Source organism: Pontibacillus marinus BH030004 = DSM 16465, assembly GCF_000425225.1.
In the GTDB taxonomy this organism is placed as follows: Bacteria; Bacillota; Bacilli; order Bacillales; family BH030062; genus Pontibacillus; species Pontibacillus marinus.
This window is the reverse complement of record NZ_AULJ01000043.1, coordinates 15,455-38,909: the sequence shown is the minus strand read 5'-3', so window position 1 is coordinate 38,909 and position 23,455 is coordinate 15,455. Positions and strand designations below refer to the sequence as shown.

The window sequence follows — 23,455 nt, the reverse complement described above, 5'->3', positions numbered from 1 at the left end:
TGTGCTTATTCTAGTTGATTAGAGCCTGGAGAGGAGCTGGTATGCGTCCACCACGGTTGATAAGTTTGTCAGATCCATAAGGGTTGACGCCCATTACAGGTGCGCGACCGAGAAGTCCACCAAATTCAACAATTTCTCCTTCTTCTTTATCTGGAACAGGAATGACGCGGACTGCGGTTGTTTTCTTGTTAATCATTCCGATGGCTGCTTCATCAGCAATCATACCTGCAATCGTAGTAGCTGGGGCATCTCCTGAGATCGCAATCATATCTAAGCCGACAGAGCATACACATGTCATCGCTTCTAATTTTGATAACGATAATGCGCCATCAGAAACCCCTTTTATCATCCCATTATCTTCACTAACAGGTATGAAAGCGCCGCTTAGGCCACCGACATATTCACTTGCCATCGCTCCGCCTTTTTTTACAGCATCATTCATCAGGGCGAGGGCTGCGATCGTTCCATGTGTACCGACGCGTTCAAGTCCGATTTCTTCTAATATTTCAGCAACGCTATCGTTTAATGCATTTGTCGGAGCTAAGGATAAATCCATTATGCCAAACGGAACACCGATACGTTCAGCGACAACACGTCCTAGAAACTCTCCGGCACGAGTGATTTTAAAGACAGTGTTCTTAATGACGCTAGACACAGAACCAAGGTCTGCATTCGGATTTGGATGACGCTTCAATGCATTTAACACAACGCCCGGTCCACTTACTCCGACATTAAGTACTGCTTCACCTTCACCGGTACCGTGGAAAGCTCCTGCCATAAATGGGTTGTCTTCTACTGGGTTAGCGAAAACGACTAGTTTCGCACACGCAAGGCCGTTTTGGTCACGAGTCTTTTCGGATGCCTCTTTGATCACTTTGCCCATTTGTTGTACTGAATCCATATTAATCCCTGTTTTCGTTGTTGCAACGGAAACAGAAGCACATACCCGTTCAGTTACACTTAAGGCTTCAGGTAAAGCATTTATTAGCGTTTGTTCTCCCTTGGTAACGCCTTTATGTACTAAAGCTGAATATCCACCAATAAAATCAACACCTAGATCTTTTGCTGCTTCGTCTAATGTTTTTGCCAGTGCTATAGCTTGTTCAACAGTGGCTTGACCTAGAAGCTCTGCAATAGGAGTTACAGAAATTCGCTTATTGATAATAGGAATGCCATATTCTCTTTCAACAGATTCCGCCACTTTTGTTAAGTCTTTGGCATATTGAAGTATTTTTTCATAGACACGTTCTTGCATTTGTTCAAAGTTCGGATCCGTGCAATCGCGTAGGTTGATACCAATCGTGACCGTACGTATATCAAGATTTTCCATTTGAACCATTCGGATCGTTTCTGTCATTTCATGTAAGCCAATATTTCTAGTCATGATGGTACCTCCTTAAATACGATGCATTGCTTGGAAAACATCTTCAAGCTGCAGGTTAATTTTTAGTCCCATTTCATCACCAACAGTTTGAAGCTTATGTCGGATGTCATCCAACTGTTCGTTATCAGATACATCTATAATCATCATCATTGTGAAAAACTCTTCTAAAATGGTTTGACTAATATCAAGTACATTAATCTCTTTACTTGCCAACACTTGAGTTACCTTGGCAATAATCCCTACTTGGTCTTTACCGATAACACTAACGATTGCGCGTCTATTTTCCATGTTGTCCACCTCTTCTGGTCGTTAAAATATGTTTCATTATCTAGGCCAATCTTTATGGGTATTAGCAAAAAAAGCCAATAAAAAAAGATTGGACAGTATCCAATCTCAGCAAAAACGTTTAACACATATTCATACACGTGCTACAACGATTCTGTCCATTTGCCTGAGATTGTGAACCCTTCGGCGCTACAAAATGTAGTCTCTCCAGAATGTGCTCCAGTTATAGTGTTACCCATAACCTTCATAGCATTTATATTTTGTTATAAGAAGCTGTTCAATAAGTCCTCATGGAACCTTGTTTTCTTCTAATAAAAGCTAGCATAACAGTGAGGTGAGAAGTTGGTCAACTATTTTTTCGTTTATAGCTGACATATGTTTTTCTAGTAACAATGTAAAATCCGTTCAAATTGTTTTTCAACAGTATTATAAACTTGTTCTATTGATGTATTTTTATCTACATGGATCACGCTAAGTCCTAACTCATCGGCCTGTTCTTTAATCATGCTCCCTATTTTAAGGTCCCGTTGTAGCATGTTTTCTTCTGCCTGAATTTCTTTTTCTGGGTCATTAAACATCCCGTTCATTTTGTTTCTTTTCAGCATCATTTCTCTTTTCTTTTCTTCACTAGAGATTATCCAAACAGCATCTTTAGGATGATCAAGGTAAGGAAAAACCAGTTCAGGTGTAAGACCAAAACCTTCTGCTAAAATAGTCGAAGATGTCTGATATTTGGAGAGATCTCTTAAAACATAAGGAAACCGCCCATTGAATGACTGATGAGCCCAACTCAAGAGGTTTTCTTTTGACGTGTGAAGCCATACATCCTCAGGAGATGAGGGGATTTCTATCTCGCCTTCCTTTGAACCACTTGCCATTAATTGATGATGCTTGTCTTCATATAGATCATAATCATAGTAATCCATTTGATACTTTCTCACCAATGCTTTTGCAACTGTAGTTTTACCTGAATCTGGTGATCCACCAATCCAAATTACTTTTTTCATTACCAATTGATTCCTCGCCTTTTACGATTCTAGTTCTTGATTGGCTAACTCAACATTCGAATCATGAATATCCTTCATACCTTCAAAAAATGTGTACTTCTTAGATAACTCATCCACTAACGCTTGTTTCTTTGTTAAAAGGTTCTGTAGATAATACTGAGAAAAGACAAGTCTATCCCTCATCTCTTGTTGATTATCGGTTGTGTACCCATGACCGGGAACCTGTATCGTAATATCGTAGTTTTGGTACACGTTTGCGGCTTTTTCAATTGTATCAACATAATCCTTGTAGCTGCTAAATATGAATGGAAACTCTACATCAGATAAGTAATCTCCAGAGAGGAAAATGCCAAAAGGTTCAACAACGGTAAATAAACTATCATTAGTATGGCCAGGGGCTTTGAAAAAGCTTAATGTAATATCTTCTAACTCCAGGGTTTGCCCATCTTCTGATATGCCAATATCCACTGTTGGATAGGTATGTAAGTAAGAGCGTTGGAGATAGTATTTTTGATCAAAATCATAATTTTGTTTTATGATTTCTTCTTTATGAGGATTTTCATTAAATTCTTCTGAAGCAATAACTTTGGCTTCTGGGAATGCACCTGCGCCAATAATGTGATCAAAATCACTATGTGTATAGATGATATATAGTTCCCTATCTCCTATATGTTTCATGACATATTGCCTTATGGATTCCACCTCTTCAGGCAACCAATTCGGATCGGTCATAACCATGGAATGTTTGGTTTCAATAATGGCTGAGGATGTTTTGTATAATGTACTTTGAAATACGGTTATGTTGTTGGTTTTGTATTGGATCAATTTGTATCCTCCACTTTCTTTTCTAGAGTTTATAAAATGCCGGTCCCTATAAGTTTTAACCAATCTTCTGTAAATGCGTATCCTTAAATTGAGTAGGATATTTTAATCCATACCCTACTGTACGGTCCATACCGATATGAGCAACCCAAATGATTCCGATGCCAATGAAAAGCGGACTTTCTAGTATTACACTTACTAGCAAACAAAGTAATGGAACGCTGTAGGAATGGAACACATTATATGTAACCGAGCCTAATTTGTTATTAATTAAATAACCTAGCATGGATAAATCAGGTGCTAATAATAGAAGGAAGAACATCCACCAACTTTCCCCTATTTGTGAATAAAAGTAGATTGAAAGAATAAATACAACTAACCCTTCGCTATGCAATAATCGCTTCACCAATTCCTCCACCTCCCCGTCATACCATCTTACATGACCATATGTACTTACTCTCAAGATTACATGTTTATTATTATATGTTTTGAAGAAATTTACGAACTTCTTGTGGTGACCTAAGAATGATAATATCTTTTTCATCAGACAATCCCTCAAGTTTTTCTAAGATCTGAGGCTTTTTCGTTTTAGGATAGTGCCAAACCCATTTCAGAAATTCTAGCCTAACTCTTTCAGTTCCAGCTCCCATATCAGGTCGCGTTTGATTTCGATATTGGAACCACCTTTTAAATACTCTATAAACACACAACAACCTTGGCATATCTAAGAATATAATCGTATCCGCTGCACGTATTCGTATATCCATCGTTCCGCCATAGTTTCCATCTATGATCCATTGTCCTTTTTCCACTAAATCATTTTGTATTTTTCTTTGTTCATCCTTTGGAACTCCTACCCATCCAGGCTTCCAAAAAAGTAAGTCCAAGTGATGCACTTCAATGTTAAGCTTCTCCCCCATTTTTCTGGCGAGCGTGGACTTCCCAGAACCACCTGAACCAATCAGTATAATTTTATTAATGAATATCACAACCTTACCTACATTACTTCTCACATAAGAAAAACATTCTCCCTTTTTGCATACGAAAATCCTCTGAAGGATAGGCGTTGATCTCCCTGAATCCTTCTTCGATTAACAAGTGAATAACCTCTTCTTTTTGGTACCAGGTTTGTTCTAAAGTTAGATCAGACCGCTTCCATTGCTGATCCTCCAACATAAACATCGTGATGTCCATTTGAGCTAATCTATCTTCATGTTTAGAGGTTGAGCGGACTGCACATACGTGATCATCTTCTACGATATTGAAGGAACCATTCCAGTGTCCCTTATAAGTAGATTCCATGTTCATATCAAATAAAAATAAACCATCTTCTACAAGGAACTCATTGACATTACGAAAAACGGCCTGTAGTTCCTCAAGGCTCATGATATGATTTAAACTATCGTAAGTAGAAATAATTCCATCAAACTGTTTATCTACGTTAAATGATCTTGCATCATCTTCCAGAAACGTACTAGATGGAGAATTTTCTTGCGCTAATTTCAGCATCTCTCTTGAACCATCAATTCCGGTGACTTCATAACCTCTTTCGTTTAAAATTTGAGCTAATTGGCCTGTCCCACAGCATAGGTCAAGTACGGAAGCTTTCTGAGGCAAACTTGTGAAAAATAGTTTATCAATAATAGGTTCTATTCCTTTAGGCATGCGACCCCAATATTTGTTGTAGATCCATGCAAACGGATCATAGGCTGCATATTTCTCCATAGATTTTACCCCTCTCTAAGAAAATGATTTAAGCTTTCCATGGTTGAGTATAAAAAAGAAAGGGATTCTCTTGTATCAAATCCCTCTATGTCTAAAGAATGATTTGCACCCTCTAACTCTTGTAAGTATATAGAAGGGATATTTCTTAATGCCTCTATTTTTTCTGGTATGTAGTGAGGATCTTGTGTACCAATTGCAATAAAAATGTCACCCTTCGATCTGGGTAACGAGTCGAAGAGTTGTTGTCTTTTTAGTAAAGGAGTGAGCAGAACCATCTTAGAGGTGGCAAAATCATTATCCTTTAGAAACTCTTGAATGATCGGAATTGTGCCCAACGACTTTCCTATAAAGATCGTTTCTTCATACTTATTTTTCGTTAGTACTTCTGTTACTACTGGTTTCACGTCACCTACTATAAGTTCAACAAATTGCTCCAATGGTTGGCTTAACTCTTCTTCAGTATAAGAATAATGAATATGCACAACATCAAAGTGATTTTCTAACGCTATCATAGTGGAATAGTAAAGCAAGGGTTTATTATAGGTGTATGCTGCTCCTGAAAACATAAAGCAAACCTTTCTGGCGTTGTTTTGAATATGTGTATATGGAATACTTCTTTCCTTAACAACAACAATTTGTTCTTCAACTCTCATGAATGGACACCTCTCCATAGCATCGGATTGTAATATATTTCTATATCTACTCTTTTTCCTCCTTCTCAAATGTGAAACCTTTTGTAGATACATAAAAAAGCTTGGAGCTGCCTCCAAGCTTTTTCAAATCTGGTATAAAGATTCCTAGATATAATCCCGTACTGAACCTGGGAATAAATTATCTCCACCTATAAAAGGAGCTACACAGTCAATAACCTCTCCAGATATCGGATGCGGAAACGTAACCTCTGCTGCATGTAAAGCCTGACGGGAACCCTTAATATTACTTCCGTACAAGCTATCACCATACAGAGGATGACCAAGGTGACCTAAGTGCACTCGAATTTGATGCGTACGCCCTGTATCTAATTGAATTTTCACTATAGAGAGCTCGTGTTTACTCATATAGTTAAGGACTTCATAGTTGGTTACAGCTTCTTGACCAGTCGGAGAAACTCTTCGTCTAGAAGGGTGATGACGATCCTTGCCAATCCGTTCATTGATGACTCCTTTTTTCTTCTTCAGCTTACCATGGACTAAAGCCAAATAGGTTCGTTTAATGGACCTTTGTTCTAGCAGCCGATCCATTGTGGCCACTGCTAATGGATGCTTGGCAAACACAACTGCTCCTGTTGTATCTTGGTCTAGTCGGTGAATATGACGGACTTTCACCGCTAACCCCTGACTTTGGTAGTGATAAGCCACTCCGTTTGCTAACGTATTGGTCTGCCTCTCTTCATTGGGGTGTACGTTCATTCCAGCAGGCTTGTTTACGACCAGTACATGGTCATCTTCGTATAACACTTCAATATCCATATATGTAGGAGTTACGCCTAACTCTTCAGGCTGGAACAAAAGAGCTTGGAGCTTATCCCCTTTTTGTAGAACTGTTGACCAAGGAACTTCCTTACTGTTTTGTTTGGCCCCTTTACTCATTCGAATGTGGTGCAATAACTTCTTAGGAACATGCAATTCATTCTTTAAAACCGACTCAATAGAATGCCCTACCCAATGTTGTGGAATAGTGATTTCAAGCCATTCTCCTTTTTTACTCATTTGCATGGACCTCACCTGCTTTCTGTCATTATTCTCGCTCATTCACTATACTAGTCCCTCTAACTTATGACAATTCGTTATATATAAACTGACTAGAACTCATCCTCTAATAACCTATCTTCAATACTCTTCCCAAATGTGGACGCATACATCTTTTCAAAGATGGCTACAAATTGATGAAAGTTCCCTTCATACGAACCATCAACGTCAACCGTCCAAGTCGTTGATAAAACCGTGTGACAATAGCCATATAAGATTAAGCGTTCTTTATTTAGATTCAGTTCTTCAGTAAACACGTCTACACGTGTTTTTGTAACATCATAAACATTATGATCCGGCAAACGATTTAACATGTACTGAATAAGGTCATACTCAATTTCCCCCACTACGCCTTTTGGATCTATTGCTAACCAGTCACCTTCTGATGCTAAGATATTGTAATGATGAAAATCGCCATGAAGTAGCCAATATTTTTCGATCGTTTGGTTCAAGTATGTAAAAACATTCAAAGCTTTCTCTAGTGTTTCTTTTGAAAATGGCCCAAATCCGTTTGGGTTCTGATTAAAGGTTCTTCTTAAGTTTTCTTCTCTACCTTTTGTAGTGGGTAGTCTTGTTTCTGAAGGTGCTGGAACAATTATGTTACTCATTACATGAGCTGCACACCGACATGCTTCTGCATGGTCAGAGATTTCTGCTAGCGTGTGGCCTGGTGAGAGCTTTTCTAAAATGAAGATCCCCTTTTCCTGATCATAATCTAATAAAGAAGCCATTCCCTGATCCTTAAATAAACGTAACGCCTCAAGTTCGTCTAAGAAACCTTCACCCGGAATACATATTTTTACGACAACTTCTGTGCCATCCTCTTTGATAGCCGGTGCCACATAATTAACAGATAAAGTATAGGGATCTCTCATAGAAAGTGACCACTTTTCTTCACAATACGAAATTAGCTCAGGTAAAGAATCTAACCATTCTTTCCCTTTCTCTTTAAAAAATAAGTTTACTGAGTCTACAAAGTTCTTTTGTAAGTCCATCTCCTACTCCCCTTTACACAGCTAGCATGAATATAATGTTAGTTTGTCATGTTTTGGTTGCATTTTCCACAAAAGTAACATATACTACGGTAAAATAAATTTTACCGAGTTGAAGGAGTTTACTGATGCAGGATATTAAAGTCATAACAACCCATGCACAACTAAAAGCTCTAAGTGACCCTTTTCGTTCGGATCTCATGCTAAGACTGATGGAGAAACCTTTTACCGGACAACAGCTTTCGGAAATCTTTGAATTGTCACGAGCTCGTATCCATTATCACTTGAAGGAGTTAGAAAAGAACGATTTAGTTGAAGTTGTGAAGAAGCAAGAAAAGAACGGAATTGTTCAGAAGTTCTACCAAAGCACTTCAAGAGGGTTTGTAGCTGACAAGGAACTGCTCCCTTACATTGAAGATGTGTCAGAACCTGTTAAACTAATGATTGTAAATATGCTGGAACGCACCAAACAAAGAGTGATTTCCGCTCCAAATGAATCCTTCCAAGAAGATACAGGATCTAAAGATTTTACCGATTGGAAATATCACAATGTTTATTACAATATAAAAGCTACTGAAGAAGATTTTAAAAACTTTCTCAAAAAGTACAATGAGCTTATGAAAGAATTAGCACAAATTCAGAAGGATGCTCCAACAGAAGATGCAAAATCCTATTTCATCCATACTTTAGGTTTCCAAGTAGATGACACGTTGTTTGAAGAATTTAAACAGAATGATAAAGAATAAGCCTTTCTAAAAAGGCTTTTCTTTTCAGACTAACGGTAAAAATTATTTTACGGTGTAAATTTTATTTAAGGATGGTGGTTTTTCATGAGTGAACTAATCATGAACCAAACTGAACATAAGCAGGTAAACTTATTTCGTTCTCGGTCATTCTTGATGCTCTGGATTGCAACGCTTGCATCTACTCTTAGCATGTCTATGTTCAATTTTCTTTTATCTTGGTACGTCGTAAAAGGATTAGGTCTTGAAGCTGTATTAGGAATCGTACTTATATCATTATCTATTCCTCGTATTGCTTCCATGTTATTTGGCGGTGTTCTATCAGACCGTTTTGATCAAGCACGAATTATGTTTTATTCAGACTTGTCCAGAGGAATGCTTGCCATTGTGTTTGCGGTTTTACTATTCATCGTGCCCACATTACCCATATGGGGATTAATGATTTTAGCAGCATTGTTTGGCACATTAGGTGGCGTGTTTGAACCTTCACGTGACTCCATTTTGCCCACTGTTGTAAACCAAGACCAAATCACGCGTGCGAATTCCGTAATACAAGGTTCCATGCAAGTAGCTATGTTTTCTGGTCCTCTTATAGGTGGTGTTATGATCAGCTTTTTTACTTACACGACTGGATTTATTGGGGTTGGAATATGTCTACTAATAGGGGCAATCAGCATAAAATTCATTGCGAAAAGTAAGGACGCATCTGAAGCGCGTACTCATGAAAATATGTTCAAAGAATTAAAAGAAGGACTTCAATACGCGTGGGATTCATCATTAATTAAAGCGTTATTTATCATTGCTTTAGTGGTGAACTTCTTTATGTCCGGACCTTTATTCATGGGCCTTCCCATTTTTGTAAAAAACATTCTTCAAGGTGAGGCCATCCATTTCAGTATGGTTGAAGGTGGCTTAACTTTAGGAATGATCGTAGGGTCTATTCTAATTGGATGGCTCAATTTACAAAAGAAACGTGGTTTGGTTGCAATGATTTTTATGGGCGTATTGGGAGTTCTAATGTTTTCCTTTAGTCAACTTCCCTTCTTATGGTTGGCAATCTTTGTTATATCATTGATTGGAATGTGTAACCCTATCATTAACATTCCCATTATTGCGCTTCTACAAGAAAAAGTGGATCAGGAAAAATTGGGTAGAGTAATGGCTTTAATCAAAATGGCTGCATTTGGTCTTGGGCCGCTATCTTTTGCCACAACGTCCTTTTTACTTTCACTAGGAATTGAGATCAACACCATCATGCTTTGGAGTTCATTACCTCTCATGTTTACAGTATTCATCCTGTTTATTCTTTTCCCTACTTTAGCTAAAACAGATTGAGCAAAATTGCGAGAAAATTACAATATTGCTCATACTGTTGTTTACAGAGCGCAAATCCCTTAATATAGGAATAGCGAATTTTTTAAAGAGGAGTCTATAATATATGAAACAATCCATTTACGGGTTAACGTTCGAACAACTGACGAACTGGATTATAGAGCACGGTGAGAAGAAGTTCCGCGCGAAGCAAATCTGGGATTGGCTTTATCAAAAGCGTGTAACAGAATTCTCCCAAATGAAGAACTTGAACCAATCTTGTATCGATCTTTTAGATGAACATTTTACCATTGAGACCTTAGCAGAAGAATTAAAACAAGAATCCGAAGACGGAACGATCAAATTCCTATTTAAACTTGCAGACGGTAACGTTATTGAAACAGTACTCATGCGTTTTAACTATGGACTGTCGGTATGTGTAACAACGCAGGTAGGCTGTAATATCGGTTGCTCATTCTGTGCAAGTGGTATCTTGAGTAAAAACCGTGACTTATCAGGCGGCGAAATCGTTGAACAAATTATGCAAGTACAACAACACTTGGATAAGCAAGGTAAAGATGAGCGTGTAAGTCACATCGTTGTTATGGGTATCGGTGAACCATTTGATAACTATGACAACTTAATGGATTTCCTAAACGTGGTTAACGATCAAAAAGGTTTATCAATCGGAGCGCGTCACATTACGGTTTCTACAAGCGGAATTGCACCGAAAATGTACGACTTTGCAGATGAAGGAATTCAGGTTAACTTAGCCCTATCCATTCACGCACCGAACAACGAATTACGTTCTAAAATTATGAAGATCAACAAGGCTTACCCATTAGAAGATCTAATGCCAGCCATTGATTATTATTTAGAGAAGACAAACAGACGTATTACGTTTGAGTATATCTTATTGAAGGATGTTAACGACCATAAAGAGGAAGCTGAACAACTTGCAAGATTGCTCAAGAACAAACGTCACTTATCTTACGTTAACTTAATCCCTTACAACCCAGTAGCAGACCACCCATATGAACGTAGTGAAAAAGAATCCATCTTAACGTTCTATGAAACCCTAATGGACCGTGGCATTAAATGCGGTGTTCGTACCGAGCACGGCACAGATATCGACGCAGCATGCGGTCAGCTACGCAGTAAGCAGATTGAAAAAGAAAAAGCACGTAAGAAGAAAAAGTTGCAAAATAGCTAAAAGAAGAACACATGTGGTTTCTTTATAAGAAATCGCATGTGTTTTTTGTTAGTTAACGGCACATATAAAAGATATTGCTTTCTTTCAAATTTAAATAAATGAATGTACAAGCAATTGGGTATTTTATTGAAAGAAGGAGGGTTTCCTAATGATTAACGAAGACTTTGATAAGTTTGTGAAGTATCAAGAAAAAGAAAAAACGACATATCTTGGCAATGGAAAACGTGGCGAAAATAAAGATAAGAAAACAAATAACCCTAATGAATCAACAGAACACCCAGGTGCAACGGGACGAGAGGTTTAATCATAAAAGTCGAGTTGGTCTGTAAGGAGGCTACTCGACTTTATGGTTTCTAATGGCATACCTATCATTTAATAATTTTAATGTATGATCAAACTATATTTAAATAATCATTGACCAACTGAGTAAATTTTTCTTTTTCTTCTAAGTAAGGGATATGATTACTTTTCTCAAAAACATAAAGCTGCGATTCCGGAACAAGTTGATGGATTTCCTGCGAATAAACCAGCGGGCATTGGGAATCATGCTTGCCGCAAAAAATAATTGTCGGAGTAATGATGTTAGTAATATCATCTCTAATGTCATAACCAGGTAGTTCTTTATATGAGTAGTAGTCCAACCGTTTATGAACTACTTTGCCACTACTCGGCTTTGAAAAGTATTCATCAAATCTACTTGGATCATAGAGTGACATTTCAGTCCATTCTCTTCCTGCTTGTATTCTTTCTTCTCGTGTATAATCATTGGATTTTAGAATGGAAAATATCTCTTTAAGCCTCTTATTCTTTCGATTTTTCTCACTATAAATGCTATCTACATGTTCCATATAACTATTTGTAGCAGTAGCCCCTCCAACTAACAATCTATTCAAAGAATGGGGGTGAGTGAAACCATACACCAACCCCAACATTCCACCTGTTGAATGGCCCGCAAAGCTCCACCTATCTAAGTCTAAAGCTTTACGTATGGCTTCTAAGTCATGTACTGTTTCATTCATACTTAACTCTTCTTTGTATTCGATCCGACTCGAATTACCCGCTTCTTTTAAATTAACCAGGTAAACACGAAACGAATCTAAAAACATATCTGCAAAGTAATTCCCACGTTCATTAAACTCACTATACAAATGTGTTACACATAACGGTTCTCCGCTACCTGAAACAAATACTTCAAATCGTCCTCTGTCTGTATTAACAAACTTTTGCTCCCACATATTCCCCCTCCTTTTTTGATTAAGAAATTCATTTTAATAACTTCGATCAAATCCTAATTTTTCCTTCTCCACTCATTAAAAAGGCACAATCATTACTATTGATTGCGCCTTATATCTAAAGACTCGATATCTTTTACTTTGCAAACCCAATATGCTTCTTTTGTTCAGTAATGTTTAATTCAGGGGTGTGTTTCTCTGCCAAAACTAACACCTCTTCAATTAGGGATTCCAACTCCTTCACACTAGATTCTGGATTTCCTATTAATGTATTGGTTAGTCGGTCATAGAGGTTCTCAGGCTTAATTCTCATTTTTTCTATGTTGAACTCCATCCACTTAAATGTGGGGTGGTGTACATACATATGATTCATACCGAACAAAACACCAAATAATTTCTTTTGTACGTCACATATTACATCATAGAGCATAAGCCAATCTTTTCTATTTAAAAGAGCTTCTCGGTTATTCCAGCGGTTACCAAGCCAAAGATTTTTGGATATCATTTGTTTAGAAAGCTCTAAAGGATATTCTGCAACTTTAGATTTTAACTCATGAACTGTTTCCTCACCATATAAGCTCACTCCATCATAAATGGAAGCTACAATACATTGTTTATCATAGTCCGTTTCGTACTTATCAATCACATCAGAGATAAAACGTTCAACTGTTGAAGATAAAAAATTACTAATTTCTAATTTAATTCCATCTTCAGTAAGGTAAGATTCGGACCACTCTTCCTCCTCATAAGGGTGGTATCCCAAAATGCTCCCACCCACTAGATGAATCGGTCCAAGGCGATCTTCATCTTCTGGAGATGCTGACCATAAAATATGTAACTCAATATCTGAATGTTGATCCTGCAAGTTTTTTGAAACCGAGCCAGCAAGAATAATTGCTTCTATTTTTGGGTTTTGCCTATAAATTTCTGCCATATCTTTAGACTTCTGTATTAAATTCATTTTACTCCTCCAAAAATCTTTGGTATCGATTTACGCTTTTCTATTAATAATGTGCTTAGATTCGTTGTTAAATTGCTCTTCGGAATTTTGCTTTTTTAACTCTTTTATTTCTTTTCTTAATTCTCTTAGCAACTTCGAGTCATCTATACCTTTTGAAACTGCAGCTCTAATAATTAGAAACAAAATGAGTAGATAAATTAAACTTATAAAGATCCAAATCTCATACTCCATTTAAAGCCCCCCCCCCCGAACTCTCAAACTCATATATTATTATTTTTGATTCTTATATAGATGGACTATTTCAAGATCGTTTAATTGAAATAAAACTATGTTACCTCTCCCTTTCATAGCTCTTACTCTGCATTACCACTTTTTTGAGAATATTCATCATGATAGAAATTTTCATTTACTCCCCACATTAAATAACCAAAAAGGATTCCACATAGTAAAAAGGAAAATAACCATATAATAAGTTCTCTTACCCAATCACCAGTGAAGTATCTAGAAACCATAATTCCATGATCAAATACTTCACCTAGAATGAAAGATAATACTCCTGCCGATAATCCCCATCCAAAAACACCGTAGTAAATTATAAAATGCTTTTTTCCTTTTTCTCTAACCTTTTCCCATTTGTTTTTATTTTTCTTATTCATTGACTTCACCTAGTTCTCCTTTTTCATTCTTAAAAGGAACCAAAAATCCAAATAGTAAACTCATAGGTATAAATTTCATCCACCCATCTAGAAAATAGTCACCAATTGCTAAAGAAAGCATAATAGATGATGAAAATAAGACTCTCCACAAAACTTTTTTCAATTCATTTCTTCCTTTCCTCACCTTACTACTTCGTTAGTACCAGCTTTTTTCTTAATGGCGATTAAAATTTATTTTTATTTTGTTCAATCCATTTATGAATTTCTTCATAGTTACTGTCTGTATTTTGATCTATAATCTTAGGCGTATGTTCATCAAGCTTTACAATTTCAAAATATGTATTGAATACGGTTACATAATAAGACTTGAATGGCGTTGCCTTAACAGCTTTCATTCCATCCCATTGTTTAGGATAATTACTTTTAATAGTAAGTGCTACTTGTGAAGGAGCATTAAAGTATTCATCTGGTTCTCCTTCTATTTCAGTAGTTTTTTCTATTGTATCCTTCGTATTATATTTGGATTTGTTTTTTAGGTTATCCTCATTCTCTTGAGAACTATTTTGCTCTTGTAACTCTATAAGCTTATCAAGTTTTTTAGCTATATCTTTATTATTGCTGTAATTATTCTCATTTGACCATTCTAATAACTTGATAACCTCGGCAAATCCTAAAAACAAAAACCCATTAACGATAGAAGTTATAAAAACACTAAATCCCAATGTTGCTCCGAATTCATCCCCTAATACCAAACCTATTATAACTCCTGCGATCATTTCCACTACCCCAAAGACTGTCAAAGCATTTGCTATCCCATTCCTGTGCATCTTAACTCTCTCCTAGCATTCATTAATATATAAAGAACATTGTATCTGCTCGAAAAACAATACGTAGTTTTTCAAAGGAATTACCCCTAGTGCTTACTTTCTATTTCAGATAAATTTACAACTTCTTTGGTAATAGCGTCGATGTAATATATAGTTTTATTACCAGGTGGATGAAAGGCTTTAACAACCCACACATCTCGAACTAAGTTATCTTCATTATTTTCATCATAGTCGTAATCTTCGTTAAACGTCACAGACCACTTTTCAACCTCATTACTTGTTAGGGATTCTGCTTTTTTACGGGCTGCTCCTTCAGATATATAAATTCCCTCTAAATTTCCAACCATGCTTTTTATATATGTAGTGTCTTCCTTGATTTCTAAGATGTCGGATTGTTTTACCATTTTAGACTGTAGTATGTATAGACGTTTTTCACTTTTTTCTAGCTTAGATTGCAAATCTTCTTGTTGTGTTTGCAGTTCTGTAATCTTTTCATTTAGTTTTTGAAACTCTTTTGTATTGTTAGTACTAGTGGAGCAAGATGTCATGATCATTGTAGCTATCAATACTATAGGTATTAGAATGGATCGCATGTACACTTCCCTCCTCCTACACTAATGTAATTTTATGTGATAGATTCCTAGATAGCCTATCTTATCGTTCACTACACCCATTCCCCATGCATAAGTTATACAGATACTAAAACCGGGGGAATGTATATGTATTATCGTCAGCAACCTCAACATGATAACCAATGGATGAATCCTCAATATACAACGGTTATCGATCCCTTTGTAGTCGTTCGACTGCAATTATTACGGGGAGAGAATTTAATTGTTGAAACAACGAAAGATACCATTAGAGGGGAATTAGTAGAAGTTCAACCTGACCACATTGTGCTACAAGCTGGAGACTCTCTTTTCTTTGTACGTATTCAGCAAATTGTTTCAATGATGCCGATTTAAAGAAACTGACCATCAATAGCCCTTCTAATTAATCAATCGCACTGCTCACCTCATGAATAGCCTTTTGAATCTCATTAGGTTTTTTATGAAGTAAGATAGAATCATTCAACCCTACTTTAATCTTATGGATCTCTTCGTAAAGTGAATTAATCCGCTCTAGATTTGAAGGGCTATTCGTTTTCATATCAATTAATTGATCGAGATTCGTTAAAACAAACACTTCCTCTACATCTCGATTAAATGCAATCCCTTCCTTTGCTGCTTCGTAACGCAAACCTCTATAAGCTGTAACCGTTCCTTTGAGCCACATGGCCGAGCTATGGACATGCTTAGTAAATTGGTCCTCACCCTCTTTACTATTTAAAGATTTTTGCAAATATAGGTCTGCATGATGAAGATTGTGATAGAACACCTTAGCTGCTTCTTCATAATTTTCACGTTCTACTTTATTATGTTGAAACACCATTCCCCCCAGTACGACTACCAATCCGGAGAAAAGAAATATAAGTAAATCCTTTATATAACGCTTCTTCAAGTTCCACACCTCATTCCATTATCAAAAGATTTTATTACGTTACAGAATCATTCTTTAAAGATCTAACCAACATAATCCCTGTAAGAATCCCAATCATTAATAAAACATGGGTTTGTTGCATGGGGGCGAATAAAATCCCAAATGGAATGTGACGAAAAGAAGCAATACCAACGAACTTAAATGTGTAAGTATATGGAGTTAGGCTGATCATTAGCAAAATAACTGTAGGGATCATGAGCCAATTAATCTTAAGATCACCCTTCAAAATCTTCAAAACCCGCTTCCACTCAATAAGAATCCCGAATAATATGCTAAGTAGTGAGATAGAAAAGTAAATCCATAACCTCTTCGCATCTATTCTCGCAATTGCTTCCGAATTCATCGCCATGCTTCTCAAAATATCTGCTATAGTATTTAAGATGATTAAACCGGTTAAAAACACAACAACATATTGAATAAACGTTTTGATCGTTTTCCATCCCCTTCTTTATTCATTAGGACTCAAAGACCTCACAAGGAGTACTCCAGATAGAATACTGAGTGCCATATGTGTGTCTGGCACCAGGAACATCCAAATATAAAACGGCTCATTTACTCCAAACCAATGCAATACGTAAGTTCGAGGTATGAATACTAACACTAATAGAATAATAACCGGTGCAAGTAACCAATTTAGTCTGATGTTTCCTAGAATTAATGCGATTACTCTTTTGGATTCCAAAAGAACTCCAAATAAACAACCCCAAAGTGTCATTTTTGTAAGTAAAAACCTTATATTATCATTTCTATTATTAGCTTCCTTCAAATCATCATAGGAATCTACCATTAGATAAAGAAGAATCAGAGCTCCAACAATTAATGCTGCATGTAAAGCAATTTTTTTATAAATAAAATCACACTCCAATACTTCACTTTAATACCAATTATTTCAAAAGGAACCATTTAACTCAATCCTTTTTCGTAAAAAAAGACGCTTTCCTTAAAACAAGGAAAACGTCTTATGATTTACTTACACTTGGTTTATAACTTAAAAGTCGTTGGTCGATATGATACATGCCCTTCATAAACAAGTGAATAACCATTCCACTTGTAAAAGCGATGATCAACGTTCCTATACCAATTGCTCCCCCAAAAAAGGCAGCAATGATCACTAAAACAATGCTAATTAAAGCTCGAGCAAATGAGACTGATTTACCCGTTAAATTCTTAACAACAAGCATCATACGATCAAAAGGATTAGGGGCAAAATCCGCTTGAAGATTGATCGCAATACCTAAAGCAGAAATGATCAATCCAAGTGAAGAACATATGATTTGGTACACAATCGACTGTGGTGCAATCCACCCACTAAATAAATGGACCCAAAAATCAATCCCTACTCCCGTAAGCAAGGATGTAAATATAGCAATGATCTCAGGTTTGCGTTTTTCTGCTACTGAGTTAAACAGAATCATGCTTAAGCCAACAACAATTTCCCAGCTTCCTATCGTTAAGCCAAATGTTCGATACAAACCCACAAGCAGGGCATCAAAAGGAGAAGTCCCTAATTTGGCAAGGATGGTTAAAGAGATTCCTGCAGTTAAAATCACAATGCCAAGTGTGTAATACAGGATTCTTAGGTAGATCCGATTCATTTTTCTCCCCTCCTTGTAAGGTAAACGTCAGTACATCCTATCATGGAGGGCATGATAGTTCAATAGGTGTTTGATTTATTTTCTTACTTTAGCTCGTAAACGCATTTGATTGTTCCTTATCAAATTTGGCTTTTTCTGAAAATAAAAAGATTGAAAATAGGATCGCTGCAATTAATGTTCCTACACTAGCAAAAATCAAACATACGATTTGAAGAGAAAACCACTCAGAAGTTAGACCTAATAATAATGTAAATCCTATTTGAATCAATCCTTGAACCATATTCGCAATACTACCAAACCTCCCCATAAGATCGACTGGGATACTGTTTTGAAAAAAGGTAGCATAGCCAGTATTCGCAAACGCCATAAAGAATCCTAAGAAAACGAATGCAAAAGTAGCTGAGATAAAGTTAAAGGAAGAATAAAACATCACATAACCAACTGATGAAAGCAGAATCCCTCCACCAATATAAAAGCGAAGCTGTATCTTTTTCGACAGAACAGCAGCTACACTCCCTCCAAGAAGAGCGCCGATTCCAGTTATACTTACAATAAGGCCGTAATCACGTTCCGAAAGCTCTAAGTTTTGTTTGATAAAAGTAACCTCTTGTGAATCCAATGCAAACCCAATCAGCATAGCTATTTGAAATAGCAAGTAGACTGTTATAAAAAAAGTAGCCCTCTTTGAAAAATCGACTACAGCTTTTAGATCCTTTAAAAGAGTCTTCCATTTTATAGGTTCACGAACTTCACCAGTCTCTTCATCCACATCTGGAAGAAGGAAAATGAAAAAGGCACAAACAATAAATGAAAAAGCATTGATGATTATACATAATTCAGTACCGACATACATGATAAGAATGCCAGAAATAGCAGGCCCCAACAAAAATGCACCTGAATTAGTCATGCTCATCATGGAATTAAATCGCTGTCTCCGCTCTGGTGGAATAAGCTTTGTTATATAGACCGCAGAGCTAGGACCAAAAAAAGCTCCCACGATATTGATAAGAAAGATCAATCCATATATCCCCCATAGAAAGCCTACAAAAGGAATACAAAAAACTAAAATCCCTCTAACAATATCCACTATTATCATGAGCTTTCTTTTATTTACTCGATCAATGACACTTCCAGACCAGAAATTCGTGATTAAGAGTGCAATAGGTTTGATAATATAGAGGCCAGCTACAGCTGCTGCAGATCCCGTTAAGTTTAAAATTGTAATATTAATGGCGATCAGATATATCCAGTTACCTAGATAAGATATCCCTACTCCAGAGAGCAGGAGCACATACTTACTTATCCATCCATTCAAGTCATCACCTACTAAAAAAATATAAAGTTTCATGATGTAAGGGAATTTCCATTTCAAACCTCTTCTATATGTATTTATGTAATCCTTCTGTATAGAAAAAAAGACACAAACCTGTCACATGGGTTTGTGTCTATCTTCCTTCTCTCTTAGATTAAACATTTTGCCAAGCTTGATAAAATTCTTTAACAGATAAAAAACGTGCGTCCCTATCCTCTGAAGTTGCTTTAATAGCTACATAATATTGATTTTCATCCGCTTCCCATTTTGAAAATGAATGATCGGTTTCTCCACCCAACAATCCAAAAGCAATAGCTCCTAAATTATATACATTCGTTATGGAATCAATGGGAGCCCCTAATTTATACTCTTCTGGAGATTTTGATCTGTCTGCTCCCCAGAAGCTCTCCCCCATATCATTTACAGACGGAGATTTTTGGTAAAAATCTATATCACAGATTTTTGCCTCATCATTTTCAAAATTATATAGAATACTCCCGTCGTAAAAATCAACAGCTACATACCCCTGTGACTCTACAAAGCTATGAAAAGAGAAGAGTCTATCTAATGCTTCTAATCGTTTCGAAATCGGAAGTCTCTTAAAACGATAAAAAGGTGAGGCTGGATTTGTGTATTTAGCTATTCCTCCAAAAGACCAATGAGCATGCAAACATTCCCCATTAAACCATTCAAAAACCGCTGCAAATCCATCTGTTGTTTTGAAATGATCAACCAACTTGATCAAATGAGGATGATCTAAGGTCTGGTAAACGGGTATAGCTTCTTTTAACCGGTTTACAGCATCTTCAGGATTTCCGTTATATTCCATTGGTTTTGCACCAGCGTATTTCACAAAAAACTTCTGGTTATCTCTTTTTAATCCAAAACTTATATTACCGGAATCTTGCTCATCAAAAACACAAAATACTTCGCCCATATTCTCTAACCAAGAGAAGTCATGATGTTCTTGTAATTGAAACTCTAAACTCCCAAGTTCTATCGTAATTAAATTGTCCAAGTAATGATCCTCCTATTTATGGGATCACGTAGTTTATAGGGGTAGTGATACGTTCACCCTCGATTGATTTAGTCCCCTGTAAAGTGTCATGGTCATTTTCATAATACATCTCCCCTTTCAAATACTGATGAACCTTAAAATTCTCGAGTAAATAATCCAGGATAATCTTCAACTAAGCCGTCCTGGTCCACACGAATGGTAGTTTTATAGTCTCGACATTCGTATTGGAAAAATCTCTTTCCCTCGTCTTCATTAACCAACGTATAATGTTGCTTTAACTGTAATAACTCTAGTGAAGGCACGTCTATATACAACATATGAAAGGACTTCCTCTCTCCTACTGCCCATTCAAATCGATTGATGGGAAGCGAATTAGAAAAAGGGGTTACAGATATATCTACATCGATAGCTCCCTGCATGCCCTCTAAATATGTATCATTTGACCACCAATCGCCCATTCCGTTTGAACGTAGATGTAACGTGTGGTCTTTACCTTCTACAGCTACTTCAACACTTTTCGTCACCCAATTTTTCTCTAGCTCTATTTGATACATCACCTTGTAAGCATCCTTTTCATCAGCGTATATCACTGTACCTTGGGCGGTTATTTCTTGAGGATATTGAATTAATTTAAGATATTCACATCCAATAGGGCTTTTACTTTGCCACATCACCTTTTCTTCTTTCATATTCCCCCTCCTACTGTACCCTTGTTATTTAAACTGATGGTTGGAAACGTATGAGATAAAATCGTTTTCTAAAGAATGGTTATACTTCGTTAGAGCAAAAGTATGTGCTTGAGGAAGATCAATTTGCGGGATAGGCACTTCTAATATCCTACCTTCCAGCAATTCTTTCCTCACTGTAGATTTGGGTAGAAACGAAACCCCCAGACCACTTTCAATAAACCGCTTCGTAATATGAACCTGAGACACTTTCATCGTTTTTGTTCTCGGAAATCTTGACTTAATTTTTTGATGCAAAGTGTCCCAAACGCCCGGATAATTGTGTGTGAGTAAATAGTTATGTTTTAAAAATTCCTCTGGATAGCTTAGAGGTGCAGATTCAGAATCATACCCGTCATGCGGGACACAAAAAATGATTTGGTCCTCATATAGTTCAACACAGTTCAGTTGATCATCTTGGCTTTTAAGTAGTGAAAAACCAATATCCACTTCCTCATGGCTAACTGCCTTTTCAATATTCGTTGATTCCATAATTTCTACGTCAATCTCTACTTCTGGATTGCTCTTCAAAAACCCTTTTAAAACAGTTGGCATAATCGTATCCGCTATGGAAGGAGATATGGCTAATCGCAACTTCTTTCTATACCCTTGACCAAAAGAATTCATATCCTCAATACCTTCTCGATGAGCATCAATCATCCTTCGAGCATGTTTAATGAACCTTCTACCTTCCTCAGTTAGCTTGACAAACCGATTATTCCTTTCAAAAAGACTGACCCCTAATTCTTTTTCCAATGACTTAATATGTACCGTTACAGTTGGCTGGGAGACGTATAAAACATCGGCTGCTTTACGAAAGCTCCCTTCCTCCGCAACCGTTATAAAGGTATTCATCCATGATAATTCCATTGGCACACCTCATGCATTAATATTTTTAATCACTTCCATTAATTTTATTTAATTTTCTAAATTCACAATACATTTTATACTAAAAATAAGCAAATATTTAGGAGGTCAATGATGATACAAAAAGGATTAAAAGGTGTAGTCTGTACAGAAACTAAAATCAGTCATATTGATGGAGAAAAAGGAAGATTAATTTACCGGGGTTTCTCGGCACAAGACCTAGCAAAAGAGCATTCATTTGAAGAAGTAGCTTATTTACTTTGGAATGGTATGCTTCCTAATACCGAAGAATTAAGTAACACAAAACAACAGTTTAAACAATCACGTAAGCTTCCAAATTACGTAAAAAATATAATAGACAATATTCCAGCTAACCATGAGATGTTAAGTGTTTTAAGAACGGCTATCTCATCTATAGAACTATACGATACAAAACGAATTACACTCCAAGATGCCATTACACTGACTTCACTTGTACCTGCCATAATTTCTTACCGAGAATCCATTCAAAACAACACTACCTATCCAGAGGAACGAACTGATTTAGACCACGTTGCTTATTATCTTTATATGTTAACAGGAGAAGAGCCATCTCCCTCTTATGTAAAAGCGTTAGAGACCTACATGATTTTAACCATGGAGCATGGGTTAAATGCTTCTACCTTTTCAGCTAGAGTGACCGCTTCAACGGAGTCTGATTTGGGGTCAGCAGCAACATCTGCGATTGGAACAATGAAAGGTCCTTTACACGGCGGTGCTCCTTCTGGCGTTATAGATCTATTAAATGACATTGCTAAAAGTGGAGATATTCGAGGAAGCATTCAACAAAAGGTGGAAAACGGGGAAAAGCTTATGGGATTCGGGCATCGAGTTTATAAAACCATGGATCCAAGAGCGCAGGCAATTAAAGAGACTCTTCAGGATAACAAAAAGGAAGATGATTGGTTTGACCTTGCACTAAAAGTTGAAAAGACAGCTATTGAGGTATTAGAAGAACTTAAGCCTGGCCGAAAACTTTACACGAACGTAGAGTTCTATGCAGCTGCTGTTCTAAGAGAATTGAATATTCCAAGTCACCTGTTCACAGCTACATTTACTGCAAGTCGTATGGTGGGATGGACGACACATGTTATGGAGCAGTTAGAGGATAATACAATCTTCAGGCCATCAGCACAATATGTAGGACCCCTTTATGAGAAGAATTTAGATAAGTAATGTATTTTAAAAGGACTCGCGAAAGCATAACTTCACGAGTCCTTTTTATAGAAGTAGAACCTAGTTGGTATTTCCGCCCATCATTTTCTCTCTTCTTCTCTTTGCCATGTAAGCTGCAAAAAAGGCCACAACAGTAAAGGCGCCATCAATAAGTATCAGTTCCCCTGCGGTAAATAGGGTGTACAAGAATGATATTCCGAAGATAGCACCTAAAATGATGTAAAAGTAGGTTAAAAACTTGTCTAATTTTTGCATATGAACACTCCATTTGTTTAATG

General features: G+C 36.8%; 31 protein-coding genes and 1 riboswitch. Of the genes, 6 read left to right on the top strand and 25 right to left on the bottom strand.

Features of this window, described 5'->3' with window-relative positions; all coding sequences use genetic code 11:
* Window positions 1–10: 10 nt before the first annotated feature.
* From H514_RS0110475 to H514_RS22885, 10 genes are all read right to left on the bottom strand, one after another.
* A complete protein-coding gene (locus H514_RS0110475; RefSeq protein ID WP_027446929.1) occupies window positions 11–1,384 on the bottom strand; it encodes a PFL family protein in 1,374 nt (457 codons plus the stop codon).
* A gap of 12 nt (window positions 1,385–1,396) precedes the next feature.
* Window positions 1,397–1,672, bottom strand: a complete 276-nt coding sequence (locus H514_RS0110470) for an ACT domain-containing protein (protein ID WP_027446928.1) — start codon at window positions 1,670–1,672, stop codon at window positions 1,397–1,399.
* Window positions 1,673–1,813: 141 nt separating this feature from the next.
* A riboswitch (glycine riboswitch) is annotated at window positions 1,814–1,890 on the bottom strand.
* A 162-nt stretch (window positions 1,891–2,052) separates the two neighbouring features.
* On the bottom strand, window positions 2,053–2,676 hold the full coding sequence (locus H514_RS0110465) for a hypothetical protein (RefSeq protein WP_027446927.1): 624 nt from the start codon (window positions 2,674–2,676) through the stop codon (window positions 2,053–2,055).
* A gap of 21 nt (window positions 2,677–2,697) precedes the next feature.
* The gene (locus H514_RS0110460) at window positions 2,698–3,501 is read right to left on the bottom strand and encodes an MBL fold metallo-hydrolase (RefSeq protein WP_027446926.1); all 804 of its coding nucleotides are present in this window, start codon (window positions 3,499–3,501) and stop codon (window positions 2,698–2,700) included.
* Window positions 3,502–3,556: 55 nt separating this feature from the next.
* Window positions 3,557–3,907 (bottom strand): DUF4260 domain-containing protein, encoded by a 351-nt coding sequence (locus H514_RS0110455; protein ID WP_027446925.1) that lies wholly within the window; start codon window positions 3,905–3,907, stop codon window positions 3,557–3,559.
* 70 nt (window positions 3,908–3,977) lie between these two features.
* Window positions 3,978–4,478, bottom strand: coding sequence for a DNA topology modulation protein (locus tag H514_RS0110450; protein ID WP_027446924.1), 501 nt, complete (start codon window positions 4,476–4,478; stop codon window positions 3,978–3,980).
* Window positions 4,479–4,500: 22 nt separating this feature from the next.
* Window positions 4,501–5,223, bottom strand: a complete 723-nt coding sequence (locus tag H514_RS0110445) for a class I SAM-dependent DNA methyltransferase (RefSeq protein ID WP_027446923.1) — start codon at window positions 5,221–5,223, stop codon at window positions 4,501–4,503.
* Window positions 5,224–5,228: 5 nt separating this feature from the next.
* Complete coding sequence (locus H514_RS0110440; protein WP_027446922.1) at window positions 5,229–5,876, bottom strand: alpha/beta hydrolase; 648 nt, start codon at window positions 5,874–5,876, stop codon at window positions 5,229–5,231.
* A gap of 144 nt (window positions 5,877–6,020) precedes the next feature.
* Window positions 6,021–6,938: an RluA family pseudouridine synthase gene (locus H514_RS0110435; RefSeq protein ID WP_027446921.1), complete on the bottom strand. Its 918-nt coding sequence runs from the start codon at window positions 6,936–6,938 to the stop codon at window positions 6,021–6,023.
* An 86-nt stretch (window positions 6,939–7,024) separates the two neighbouring features.
* Window positions 7,025–7,966, bottom strand: coding sequence for an aminoglycoside phosphotransferase family protein (locus H514_RS22885; protein ID WP_051255111.1), 942 nt, complete (start codon window positions 7,964–7,966; stop codon window positions 7,025–7,027).
* Between the two features lie 125 nt (window positions 7,967–8,091).
* Here H514_RS22885 and H514_RS0110425 point away from each other — a divergent pair, with 125 nt between their 5' ends.
* The 4 genes from H514_RS0110425 (at window position 8,092) to H514_RS24670 (ending at window position 11,534) form a co-directional block, all read left to right on the top strand.
* The gene (locus tag H514_RS0110425) at window positions 8,092–8,709 is read left to right on the top strand and encodes a winged helix-turn-helix domain-containing protein (protein ID WP_027446920.1); all 618 of its coding nucleotides are present in this window, start codon (window positions 8,092–8,094) and stop codon (window positions 8,707–8,709) included.
* An 84-nt stretch (window positions 8,710–8,793) separates the two neighbouring features.
* Window positions 8,794–10,041: an MFS transporter gene (locus H514_RS0110420; protein ID WP_027446919.1), complete on the top strand. Its 1,248-nt coding sequence runs from the start codon at window positions 8,794–8,796 to the stop codon at window positions 10,039–10,041.
* Window positions 10,042–10,144: 103 nt separating this feature from the next.
* Entirely contained in the window at window positions 10,145–11,230 is a 1,086-nt protein-coding gene (gene rlmN, locus H514_RS0110415) for a dual-specificity RNA methyltransferase RlmN (RefSeq protein WP_027446918.1), read from the top strand.
* Between the two features lie 148 nt (window positions 11,231–11,378).
* Entirely contained in the window at window positions 11,379–11,534 is a 156-nt protein-coding gene (locus tag H514_RS24670; protein WP_154657365.1) for a hypothetical protein, read from the top strand.
* An 88-nt stretch (window positions 11,535–11,622) separates the two neighbouring features.
* Here the strand turns inward: H514_RS24670 and H514_RS0110405 are convergent, their stop codons facing one another.
* The 7 genes from H514_RS0110405 to H514_RS0110370 all read right to left on the bottom strand — a co-directional run bounded on the left by H514_RS0110405 (window position 11,623) and on the right by H514_RS0110370 (window position 15,499).
* Entirely contained in the window at window positions 11,623–12,465 is an 843-nt protein-coding gene (locus H514_RS0110405; protein WP_027446917.1) for an alpha/beta fold hydrolase, read from the bottom strand.
* A 133-nt stretch (window positions 12,466–12,598) separates the two neighbouring features.
* The gene (locus H514_RS0110400) at window positions 12,599–13,423 is read right to left on the bottom strand and encodes a DUF4037 domain-containing protein (protein ID WP_027446916.1); all 825 of its coding nucleotides are present in this window, start codon (window positions 13,421–13,423) and stop codon (window positions 12,599–12,601) included.
* A 30-nt stretch (window positions 13,424–13,453) separates the two neighbouring features.
* Entirely contained in the window at window positions 13,454–13,654 is a 201-nt protein-coding gene (locus tag H514_RS0110395) for a hypothetical protein (protein WP_027446915.1), read from the bottom strand.
* A 122-nt stretch (window positions 13,655–13,776) separates the two neighbouring features.
* Window positions 13,777–14,079 (bottom strand): hypothetical protein, encoded by a 303-nt coding sequence (locus tag H514_RS22880; RefSeq protein WP_051255110.1) that lies wholly within the window; start codon window positions 14,077–14,079, stop codon window positions 13,777–13,779.
* Complete coding sequence (locus tag H514_RS24665; protein ID WP_154657364.1) at window positions 14,072–14,242, bottom strand: hypothetical protein; 171 nt, start codon at window positions 14,240–14,242, stop codon at window positions 14,072–14,074. The genes H514_RS22880 and H514_RS24665 overlap by 8 nt, the downstream gene beginning before the upstream one ends.
* 61 nt (window positions 14,243–14,303) lie before the next feature.
* The gene (locus tag H514_RS0110375; protein ID WP_027446914.1) at window positions 14,304–14,906 is read right to left on the bottom strand and encodes a hypothetical protein; all 603 of its coding nucleotides are present in this window, start codon (window positions 14,904–14,906) and stop codon (window positions 14,304–14,306) included.
* An 86-nt stretch (window positions 14,907–14,992) separates the two neighbouring features.
* Window positions 14,993–15,499 (bottom strand): hypothetical protein, encoded by a 507-nt coding sequence (locus tag H514_RS0110370; RefSeq protein ID WP_027446913.1) that lies wholly within the window; start codon window positions 15,497–15,499, stop codon window positions 14,993–14,995.
* A 126-nt stretch (window positions 15,500–15,625) separates the two neighbouring features.
* Here H514_RS0110370 and H514_RS0110365 point away from each other — a divergent pair, with 126 nt between their 5' ends.
* A complete protein-coding gene (locus H514_RS0110365; protein WP_231566597.1) occupies window positions 15,626–15,871 on the top strand; it encodes a DUF2642 domain-containing protein in 246 nt (81 codons plus the stop codon).
* Window positions 15,872–15,899: 28 nt separating this feature from the next.
* On the opposite strand, the gene H514_RS0110360 is transcribed toward H514_RS0110365, so the two are convergent.
* The 7 genes from H514_RS0110360 to H514_RS0110325 all read right to left on the bottom strand — a co-directional run bounded on the left by H514_RS0110360 (window position 15,900) and on the right by H514_RS0110325 (window position 21,965).
* On the bottom strand, window positions 15,900–16,406 hold the full coding sequence (locus H514_RS0110360) for a hypothetical protein (RefSeq protein WP_154657363.1): 507 nt from the start codon (window positions 16,404–16,406) through the stop codon (window positions 15,900–15,902).
* A gap of 34 nt (window positions 16,407–16,440) precedes the next feature.
* On the bottom strand, window positions 16,441–16,788 hold the full coding sequence (locus H514_RS0110355; RefSeq protein WP_027446910.1) for a hypothetical protein: 348 nt from the start codon (window positions 16,786–16,788) through the stop codon (window positions 16,441–16,443).
* Between the two features lie 616 nt (window positions 16,789–17,404).
* Window positions 17,405–18,040, bottom strand: coding sequence for a YczE/YyaS/YitT family protein (locus tag H514_RS0110345; RefSeq protein WP_027446908.1), 636 nt, complete (start codon window positions 18,038–18,040; stop codon window positions 17,405–17,407).
* Between the two features lie 88 nt (window positions 18,041–18,128).
* The gene (locus H514_RS0110340; RefSeq protein WP_051255109.1) at window positions 18,129–19,388 is read right to left on the bottom strand and encodes an MFS transporter; all 1,260 of its coding nucleotides are present in this window, start codon (window positions 19,386–19,388) and stop codon (window positions 18,129–18,131) included.
* A 118-nt stretch (window positions 19,389–19,506) separates the two neighbouring features.
* A complete protein-coding gene (locus tag H514_RS0110335; RefSeq protein WP_027446906.1) occupies window positions 19,507–20,370 on the bottom strand; it encodes a protein kinase family protein in 864 nt (287 codons plus the stop codon).
* 134 nt (window positions 20,371–20,504) lie between these two features.
* Window positions 20,505–21,059 (bottom strand): putative glycolipid-binding domain-containing protein, encoded by a 555-nt coding sequence (locus H514_RS0110330; protein WP_051255108.1) that lies wholly within the window; start codon window positions 21,057–21,059, stop codon window positions 20,505–20,507.
* A 24-nt stretch (window positions 21,060–21,083) separates the two neighbouring features.
* Window positions 21,084–21,965, bottom strand: coding sequence for a LysR family transcriptional regulator (locus H514_RS0110325; RefSeq protein ID WP_027446904.1), 882 nt, complete (start codon window positions 21,963–21,965; stop codon window positions 21,084–21,086).
* A 111-nt stretch (window positions 21,966–22,076) separates the two neighbouring features.
* On the opposite strand from H514_RS0110325, the gene H514_RS0110320 reads away from it, so the two are divergent.
* Window positions 22,077–23,177 (top strand): citrate synthase/methylcitrate synthase, encoded by a 1,101-nt coding sequence (locus H514_RS0110320; RefSeq protein WP_036842250.1) that lies wholly within the window; start codon window positions 22,077–22,079, stop codon window positions 23,175–23,177.
* A 60-nt stretch (window positions 23,178–23,237) separates the two neighbouring features.
* Here H514_RS0110320 and H514_RS0110315 read toward each other — a convergent pair whose 3' ends face one another.
* Window positions 23,238–23,432, bottom strand: a complete 195-nt coding sequence (locus tag H514_RS0110315) for a hypothetical protein (RefSeq protein WP_027446902.1) — start codon at window positions 23,430–23,432, stop codon at window positions 23,238–23,240.
* Between the last annotated feature and the right edge of the window lie 23 nt (window positions 23,433–23,455).